Genomic DNA, 9,072 nt, shown 5'->3' on the forward strand with positions numbered 1-9,072 from the left:
GCTGCTGCGGCCCGGCTATCAGGAGGGCGCCGTCGATCCGCTCGGGGCGGCGAAGCTGCTGGGGGTCGGGACCAACCGCAACGCGAACGTCGTCGCCGCCATCGCCGAGCGGTGGTGCTGAGCGCGGGTGGGGGAATGCGCCGCCCGCGCACCGTGGCTTTCCGGCGGGCCGCGGCGTAACCTGTCGCCACCGACGGAGGTGATCCGATGGCCCGGTGGAGACGGCGACGACAGCGCGAGCCTTATGCCGCGGTGACCGACGAAGAGCGTATGTCGCGCTATGTGTACCTGCTCGGGACGCTCCCGCCCACCGTGATCGAGCGGGCGCATGAGGCGGCGTTCGGCCGTCTGCCGCTCGAGCAGCGGCAGGAGATGTTCGCGAAGCTGCGGCCTTTCATGTCCGAGCGGGAGCGGGTGCGTGAGCCTCAGCCGGCGTTGCTGGCGAGCGTGCTGCAGCGACTGGTGGCCACCGGTTCGTCGGGCGCGCGCGGGAGTCTCGCCGTAGCGGAGGGCGACCGTCGCGCCGACGGCTCCGGCGGGCGTGCGGAGCACTCCGGCATCTGGCCGTTCGACGCTCCGATCCTGATCACCCTCGTGGCCGGGCACTTTCTGACGTCGGCGACGCTCGTCTCGTACTTCTCCGTCGGCGCCGGGTCGCTGGCCCTTGCGGGCGAGCCCGCCTGGGTGGGCGAGATCGCGGGCGTGCCGGCCGACGGGGCCGGTGGCGGCTTCGGTGGGGCAGACGGTGGCGGATTCGGCGGCGACGGCGGGTTCGGCGGGATGGACGGCGGCGGATTCGGGGGCGGTTTCGACGGCGGCGGAGGCGGCTTCGGGGGATGACTCCAGCTCCGTGTCAGCGGCGCTGGGTAGGGTGTTCGGGTGAGGGACGGGCAAGAGACGACGGATGCCGGCTGGGTGTCGGTCGACGCACCCCCGTTCGATGACTTCGAACCCCCGCCCGACGAGTGGGCACCGCCCCCCGACGATGGGTGGATGCCTCCGCCTGACGAGGCATGGACCCCGCCGCGGGCTACGCCGTCGCGAGCTGCGGCGCCGTCGCGCCGGGGTTCGGACGTCACGGCATCCGCCGGTCTGGACCTGCCGCCGCGCCGGGAGTTCACCGGTGCGGACCCCGCGGCCGTGCTCAAGGAGGTCTTCGGGTACGACGCCTTCCGCGGCGACCAGGGCGAGGTCGTCGCGCAGGTCGTCGGCGGTGGTGACGCCGTCGTGCTCATGCCCACGGGTGCGGGCAAGTCGATCACCTACCAGGTGCCCGCCCTTGTGCGGCCCGGCACGGGCCTGGTGATCTCGCCGCTCATCGCGCTGATGCACGACCAGGTGGACGCGCTGATCTCCAACGGCGTGCGGGCGGCATACCTGAACTCCACGCAGTCGCCGGCCGAGCGCCAGGCGGTGGAGCGCGACTACCTCGCGGGCGAACTCGACCTCATCTACGTCGCGCCCGAGCGGCTCTCGAGCGCCCAGACGACCGCGCTGCTGCAGCGCGGAAAGCTCAGCGTCATCGCGATCGACGAGGCGCACTGTGTGTCGCAGTGGGGTCACGACTTCCGGCCCGACTACCTCGCCCTCGGCGATCTGGCGGAGCGGTTCCCGGGCGTTCCCCGCATGGCGCTCACCGCCACGGCGACGCGCGCGACGCACGAGGAGCTCACCCAGCGGCTGCACCTGCCCGAGGCGCGTCACTTCGTCGCGAGCTTCGACCGCCCCAACATCCAGTACCGCATCGTGCCGAAGGTCGACCCGCGCCGTCAGCTGGTGTCGTTCATCCGGTCCATGCCCGAGGGCTCCGCCGGCATCGTGTACGCGCTCAGCCGCAAGTCGGTCGAGCAGACCGCCGAGTACCTGCGCACGCAGGGCCTCGACGCGCTGCCGTACCACGCGGGGTTGGATGCCGGTATGCGGGCGCGGCACCAGTCCCGGTTCCTCCGCGAGGACGGCGTCGTGATGGTGGCGACGATCGCGTTCGGCATGGGGATCGACAAGCCCGACGTGCGCTTCGTCGCCCACATCGACTTGCCGAAGTCGGTCGAGGGGTACTACCAGGAGACCGGCCGCGCGGGGCGCGACGGCGAGCCGGCGATGGCATGGATGGCCTACGGCCTCGGCGACGTGGTGCAGCAGCGACGGCTCATCGACCAGAGCCCCGGCGACCGCACCTTCAAGATGCGCATGGGGCAGCACCTCGACGCCATGCTGGCCCTCTGCGAGACCGTCGAGTGCCGCCGGCAGAACCTGCTGGGGTACTTCGGCCAGCAGTCCGAGCGCTGCGGCAACTGCGACACGTGTCTCGAAGCTCCGGAGACGTACGACGGCCTGGTGCCGGCGCAGAAGCTGCTGTCGACGATCGTGCGGCTGCAGCGCGAGCGCAACCAGTCATTCGGCGCTGGCCACCTCATCGACATCCTGCGCGGCGCCGACACCGAGCGGATCCGGCAGCAGGGCCACGAGCGGCTTTCCACCTACGGGCTGGGCGCGGACCTCACCGACCAGGACTGGCGCTCGATCGTGCGGCAGCTGCTGGCCCGCGGCATCCTCGTCGCGCGCGGCGACTACGGCACGCTTGCGCTGGGCGAACCCGCCGCCGCCGTGCTGCGCGGCGAGGCCGACGTGCCGCTGCGCCGCGACACGATCGGGCGACCGGTCGCCGGTGCCCGGGTGCGCAAAGCGTCGGCGGCCGACAGCCTGGGCGAGGGCGACCGGGGGCTGTTCGAGGCCCTGCGTGCGTGGCGCGCCGAGACCGCTCGCGAGCAGGGAGTGCCGGCGTACATCGTCTTCGGCGACGCGACGCTGCGGGCGCTCGCCGAGCACCGGCCGCGGTCGCTCGCGGACTTGGACGGCATCACCGGCATCGGCGCCAAGAAGCGCGAGGCCTACGGCGAGTCCGTGCTCGCCGTCATCGCCGCCGCCGACTGAGTATTCGCGTCGCCGAGTGAGTCCCGCCGAGATGCTCCGTCATTTCCGGGGTGTTCATCCGCACGAGCAGGTCGAAGTCATTCGGATGCCAACGTTCGAGAGTCACCACCACCGCTGCCCCCTCCCGGGACCGATTGAACACCGATCGCGGCGATCACTGCCAGAGTGTGCGCCGGACGGTCACGGCGTTGCTCCTCGGCGAGATCTTTTCTGCACACGACGATGACCAGTGCGGAGATGATCCCCGCGACGACCGCAACCGGCCCCACGGCGACGGTGATCCCCGCGGGGCCGAGCGGCCTGGGGGTGTGGGGTGCGCACAACGGGGGGTCGCGACAGGGGCGGCGGGAATTGTGGGGAGGGTCCAACCGGGTTGAGCGGGCGTTGTGGGACACCTACGGTCGGAGGATTCCGTCCCGCCTCGCCGAAGGGTGCACCATGACCGACGCTGCCGTCCGTCCGCACAAACCCGCCACCAGCAAGCGCACGCCCGCCGGTGGCGCGCCTACCGCCGCGCACACCGCCGACGAGGCGCACGACGCACGCATCGACATCCCGCGGGTCACCGACCTGCTGCTGGGCACCTGGGCCGACACGCGGCGTGAAGCGCGCGAGATGGTCAAGAACCCCGACCTGTGGCGCGTCGATGGCCTGTCGATGGCCGAGCACCGCGAGCGCGTGCTCGAGCAGCTGCGCATCGTGGTGAGCTACGGCGGCTCGCGACGCGCCTACCCGAAGGAGTACGGCGGACTCGACGACAACGGCGCCAACGTCGCCGCGTACCTGGAGCTGGTGCTCGCCGACCCGAGCCTGCAGGTCAAGGCGGGCGTGCAATGGGGTCTGTTCGGCTCGGCGATCCACCACCTCGGCACAAAGCCCCACCACGACAAGTGGCTGCACGACGTGATGACCCTCGACCTGCCCGGCGCTTTCGCCATGACCGAGACCGGCCATGGGTCGGACGTCGCCGCCATCGGCACCACCGCGACCTACGACGTCGAGGCCGAGGAATTCGTCATCCACACCCCGTTCCGGGGCGCGTGGAAGGACTACCTCGGCAACGCGGCCCTGCACGGACGGGCGGCGACGGTGTTCGCCCAGCTGATCAGCGGCGGCGTCAACTACGGCGTGCACTGCTTCTTCGTGCCGCTGCGCGACGAGAAGGGCGACTTCCTCCCCGGCGTCGGCGGTGAGGACGACGGCGTCAAGGGTGGGCTCAACGGCATCGACAACGGCCGCCTGCACTTCGACCAGGTGCGCATCCCTCGCACGAACCTGCTCAACCGCTACGGCGACATCGCCCCCGACGGCACATACTCCAGCGAGATCGCCAGCTCCGGGCGTCGCTTCTTCACGATGCTCGGCGCCCTCGTGCAGGGCCGGGTGTGCATCGAGGGCGCGGCCACCAACGCCACCGCCGCGGCCCTCACGATCGCGGTGACCTACGGCAACCAGCGTCGCCAGTTCGACAGCGGCAGCGGCACGGACGAGGTCGTGCTGCTGGACTACGCCCAGCACCAGCGTCGCCTGCTGCCGCGCCTGGCGGAGGTATACGCCCAGCATTTCGCCGGCGACGAGCTGATCAAGAAGTTCGATGGCGTCTTCAGCGGACGCAAGGACACCCCTGACGAGCGCGAGGACCTCGAGACGCTCGCGGCGGCACTGAAGTCGATGTCGACGTGGAACGCGCTGGACACGATCCAGGAGTGCCGGGAGGCGTGCGGCGGAGCCGGCTTCCTTGCGGAGAACCGGCTCGTGGGGCTGCGCGCCGACCTCGACATCTACGCCACCTTCGAGGGCGACAACACCGTGCTGCTGCAGCTGGTGGGCAAGCGCCTGCTGAGCGACTTCGCGAAGCAGTTCAAGGGCGCGGATGCCGCAGCGCTCGCCCGCTTCGCCGTCGGTCAGACCGCCGGCAAGGTCTTCCACGGCGCCGGCCTGCGCCGCCTCGGCCAGACCGTCACCGACTTCGGCTCCACCGCCCGCTCGGTCGAGCTGGGCCTGCGCGCCGACCAGCAGCACGACCTGCTGTCCGGACGGGTGCAGCAGATGGTCGCCGACATCGCCGGGCGGCTGCGTCCTGCGGCGAAGATGTCGCCGACGGATGCCGCGGCGCTCTTCAATGAAAACCAGTCCGAGCTCATCGAGGCCGCCCGCGCTCACGCCGAGCTGCTGCAGTGGGAGGCCTTCACCGACGGTGTGAACCGCGCCGCCGACGACGGCACCCGCCAGGTGCTCACGTGGCTGCGTGACCTGTTCGGGTTGTCGCTCATCGAGAAGCACCTCGCCTGGCACCTCATCCACGGCCGGCTGTCGACGCAGCGCGCCGCCTCGGTCTCGCGGTACATCGACCGTCTGTGCGGCCGGCTGCGCCCGCACGCCCAGGACCTCGTCGACGCGTTCGGCTTCGAGCCCGACCACCTGCGCGCGCCGATCGCGTCGGGCGCGGAGCGCGAGCGTCAGGAGGAGGCGCGCGCCCACTACGCCGCGCTCGCCGCCGCGGGCAACGCCCCGGTGTCGGAGAAGTCGCTGCGCAAGAAGAAGTAGGCGCCCCCGCGCGCTCACCTGACCCGTGTTGTCGGAATCCCGGCCGGATGGCGTCAACACGGGTCACCTGAGCAGGCTGTGGGGCGGATGCCCACCCGGGTCGGCCGCGCGACCCTCGGCATCCGATCCCGGCGTCGCGTCGCGCCCGCAACCGTCGCGCCCGCGCCCCCGGCCATAGGGTGGCGGGGTGAACCCCGACACCCGCCTCGGCGCCGACGGCGTCGCCCGCTGCGCGTGGGCGGGCGATGACCCCGAGTACGTGCGGTACCACGACGAGGAATGGGGCCGGCCCCTGCACGGCGACCGTGCACTTTTCGAGAAGATGAGCCTCGAGGGGTTCCAGGCTGGTCTGTCGTGGATCACGATCCTGCGCAAGCGCCCGCGGTTCCGGGAGGTTTTCGCCGGTTTCGACCCCGCCGCCGTCGCCGCCTTCGATGAGAGCGATGTCGAGCGCCTCATGGCGGATGCCGGGATCATCCGCAACCGGGCGAAGATCCTCGCTGTCATCGGCAACGCCCGCCTCGTCGCAGAGATGGCTGCGGGGGAGCTCGACACCCTGATGTGGTCGTTCGCGCCGCCGCGACACCCTCGGCCCGCCACCTTCGCCGAGGTTCCGCCCACCAGCGCCGAGTCCGTCGCCCTCTCGAAGGAGCTGCGCCGCCGCGGGTTCCGGTTCGTCGGGCCGACGACCATGTACGCGCTCATGCAGTCGGCGGGAATGGTCGACGACCACGTCGTGGGGTGCTGGCGGGCCTGACACCGCCGGCGGGGAGCGCGACCCGCATGGGGAGTTCTCCCCACCGCGAGGGGGCGCGCCCTCCCACTAGGGTGGACGAGGCGCCGACCCCTGGTCGGAACCGACGCCACGCACATCGCCGATGAGACAAGGGGGCCTGTCTTCGTGAGGTCTTTTGCGTGGCTGCGTGCGCGTCCGCGTACGCTCGCGTCGGCGAGCGTCATCACGGTCTCAGCCGTCGCGATCACCACCATGGCCTTCCTCTACGAGGGCTTCCCGACCACCGACGTCGAGCTGAACGACGGCTCCGTCTGGGTCACCAAGCAGGACAGCTACCTCGTCGGCCGCTACAACGACGCCTCGCAGGTGCTCGACGCCGGTCTGCGCACCGTCTCCGACACCTACGACATCGTGCAGGACGGGCGCACGGTGCTCGTCGTCGACGAGACGAACGCCACCCTCGCCCCCGTCGATGTGGCCACAGTCGCCACAGTCGGCGACATCGACATCCCCGCCGGGGCCACGGTCGGTCTCGGCGCCGGCACCGTCTCGGTGCTCGAGCCGCAGGACGGCACGCTGTGGATGGCGCCCGCCACCGGACTGCAGGCCATCGCCCCCACCAACGACCCTGTCGCCGAGTTCGGCGAGGGCGCCGTGTCTGCCACCGGGACCGACGGCACGGTGTACGTCGCCTCCCCCGAGCAGGGCACCGTCACCACCCTGCGGCTCGGGCAGGAGGTGCCGGAGTCCTCGAGTGAGACGGTCGAGGGTCTCGACGAGGGCGACGCGCTGGCGATCACGGTCGCCGGTGCCACGCCGGTCGTGCTGAACCTCACCGACGCGCGGCTGTGGGTGCAGGGGCTGGGCATGCGGGACCTCGACGACGTCGACGAGGCGGTGCTGCAGCATCCGTCTCCCTACGCGCAGCACGTCAGCTACGCCACCGCGACACAACTCGTCACCGTGCCGCTCGGCGACGGACCGGTCGCAGAGACCGACGCCGGCGCGCCCGGCGCCCCGGCGGCACCCGTGTCGCTGAAGGGGTGCGTGTACGGCGCGTGGGGCGGCTCGGCCCGGTTCGTGCGCGACTGCCCGCAGGACCGCGACGACCTCGTCGCCGACATCCCCGGCATGAGCCCGGATGCCACGGCCGTCTTCCGCGTGAACCGCGACGTGGTGGTGCTCAACGACGTCGCGACCGGCTCGGCCTGGACGGTGACCCAGTCGCTCGAACTCATCGACAACTGGGACGACATCATCCCGCCCGAAGGCGGCGACGAGACCGAGCAGACCTCCACCGAGGTGTCGGAGGAGACCTCGCTTCCCGAGCGCACCGAGGTGAACCACCCGCCGGTGGCCGAGGACGACGACTTCGGCGTGCGCCCGGGCCGCACCACGGTGCTGCCCGTGCTCGACAACGACAACGATCCCGACGGTGACGTGCTCACCGCGAGCGCGCAGGGCGGGGTGTCGGTGGGCGAGCTCTCGCCCATCTACGGCGGCCGGGCCCTGCAGGTCACCGTGCCCGAGAACGCCACCGGCAGCGACACCTTCACGTACGAGGTGAACGACGGCCGGCCGGGAGGCACCGATCAGGCGACGGTGTCGCTCGAGGTGCGTCCGTGGTCGGTCAACCAGGCGCCGCTGCAGCGCAAGATCCCCGTGGTCATCGTCGAGCAGGGCGGTCAGGTCACGTACGACACGCTGCTGGACTGGATGGACCCCGACGGCGACGACATGTTCCTGCGTGCGGCGACCACCGACGGCGGCGACGAGGTGGACTTCACCTCTGCGGGCGAGATCACCTTCCGCGCGATCGGGTCGGTGCAGGGCCGGCGCGAGGTCACCATCACGGTCTCCGACGGCCAGGAGGACACCGTCGGCGTCGTGCAGGTGGATGTGCGCCCCGTGGGCTCGACCAAGCCCATCACGTCGCCGGATCACGTCGTGGTGCGCGTGGGTGAGAAGACGACGATCTCGCCGCTCGACAACGACATCTCTCCCAGCGGCGCGCCGCTGCGGCTCGCCCGCGTCACCGAGGTCGCCGGCGCCCAGCTCTCGCCGGATTACAACACCGGCACCTTCTCGTTCTCCTCGTCCACCCCCGGCGTGTACTACGTGCAGTACCTCGCCACCGACGGGCCGCAGACCGTCATCGGGCTCGTGCGCGTCGACGTGCTCGCCGCCGCCGACCCCGACGAGAAGCCCATCGCGGTGCGCGACGTCGCTCTGCTGCCGTCGGGCAAGGACGTGCGCATCGACGTGCTCGCCAACGACTCCGATCCCGCCGGCGGCATCCTCGTCGTGCAGTCGGTGACCGTTCCGCCCGACGCCCGCGTCTCGGTCGCCGTCATCGACCACCGGTACCTGCTGGTGACCGACCAGTCCGGTCTCTCGCAGCCGGTCACGATCCAGTACCAGATCTCCAACGGAGCCCACTCCGCCCAGGGCGACGTCGTCGTCATCCCGATCCCCGCGCCGACGCAGCTGCGGCCGCCCGTGGCCGCCGACGACACCGTGGTCGTGCGGGCCGGCGACGTCGTCAGCATCCCGGTGCTCGACAACGACTACCACCCGAGCGGCGACCTCATCACGCTGCTGCCCGACCTCATCGAGCCCTTGCCTGCTCCTGCCGACGGCGATGCGTTCGTGTCGGAGGACACCCTGCGCTTCCGCGCCGGCCCCGAGGCGAAGACCGTGTACGTGACCTACGAGATCGCGGATTCCCTCGGACAGAAGGATGCCGGGTACGTCACCATCCAGATCCTCGACGTCGACGTCGAGAACAACCAGGCCCCGCGTCCGCGCGACCTGACCGCGCGCGTGCTCAGCGGCGCCGAGGTGAAGATCCCGAT

The 9,072-nt window shown here is 71.2% G+C and carries 5 protein-coding genes; all 5 read left to right on the forward strand.

Going from position 1 to position 9,072, the window contains the following annotated elements; all coding sequences use genetic code 11:
* Positions 1-270 precede the first annotated feature (270 nt).
* Positions 271-840 (forward strand): hypothetical protein, encoded by a 570-nt coding sequence (locus tag NQ160_RS13185; protein ID WP_257515684.1) that lies wholly within the window; start codon positions 271-273, stop codon positions 838-840.
* 153 nt (positions 841-993) lie between these two features.
* Positions 994-2,934, forward strand: a complete 1,941-nt coding sequence (recQ, locus tag NQ160_RS13190) for a DNA helicase RecQ (RefSeq protein WP_257515683.1) — start codon at positions 994-996, stop codon at positions 2,932-2,934.
* A 438-nt stretch (positions 2,935-3,372) separates the two neighbouring features.
* Complete coding sequence (locus tag NQ160_RS13195) at positions 3,373-5,481, forward strand: acyl-CoA dehydrogenase family protein (RefSeq protein WP_257515680.1); 2,109 nt, start codon at positions 3,373-3,375, stop codon at positions 5,479-5,481.
* A gap of 187 nt (positions 5,482-5,668) precedes the next feature.
* Positions 5,669-6,238 (forward strand): DNA-3-methyladenine glycosylase I, encoded by a 570-nt coding sequence (locus tag NQ160_RS13200; RefSeq protein ID WP_257515681.1) that lies wholly within the window; start codon positions 5,669-5,671, stop codon positions 6,236-6,238.
* A gap of 144 nt (positions 6,239-6,382) precedes the next feature.
* Positions 6,383-9,072: Ig-like domain-containing protein (locus NQ160_RS24890; protein WP_257515682.1), on the forward strand; the 2,690-nt coding region annotated here is incomplete at its 3' end.

Source organism: Microbacterium sp. zg.Y909, assembly GCF_024626565.1.

Coding starts and splice junctions, on each gene's coding strand:
- NQ160_RS13185 (WP_257515684.1), top strand. CDS start 271: ATGTCGCGCTATGTGTACCTGCTCGGGACGCTCCCGCCCACCGTGATC.
- recQ (WP_257515683.1), top strand. CDS start 994: ATGCCTCCGCCTGACGAGGCATGGACCCCGCCGCGGGCTACGCCGTCG.
- NQ160_RS13195 (WP_257515680.1), top strand. CDS start 3,373: ATGACCGACGCTGCCGTCCGTCCGCACAAACCCGCCACCAGCAAGCGC.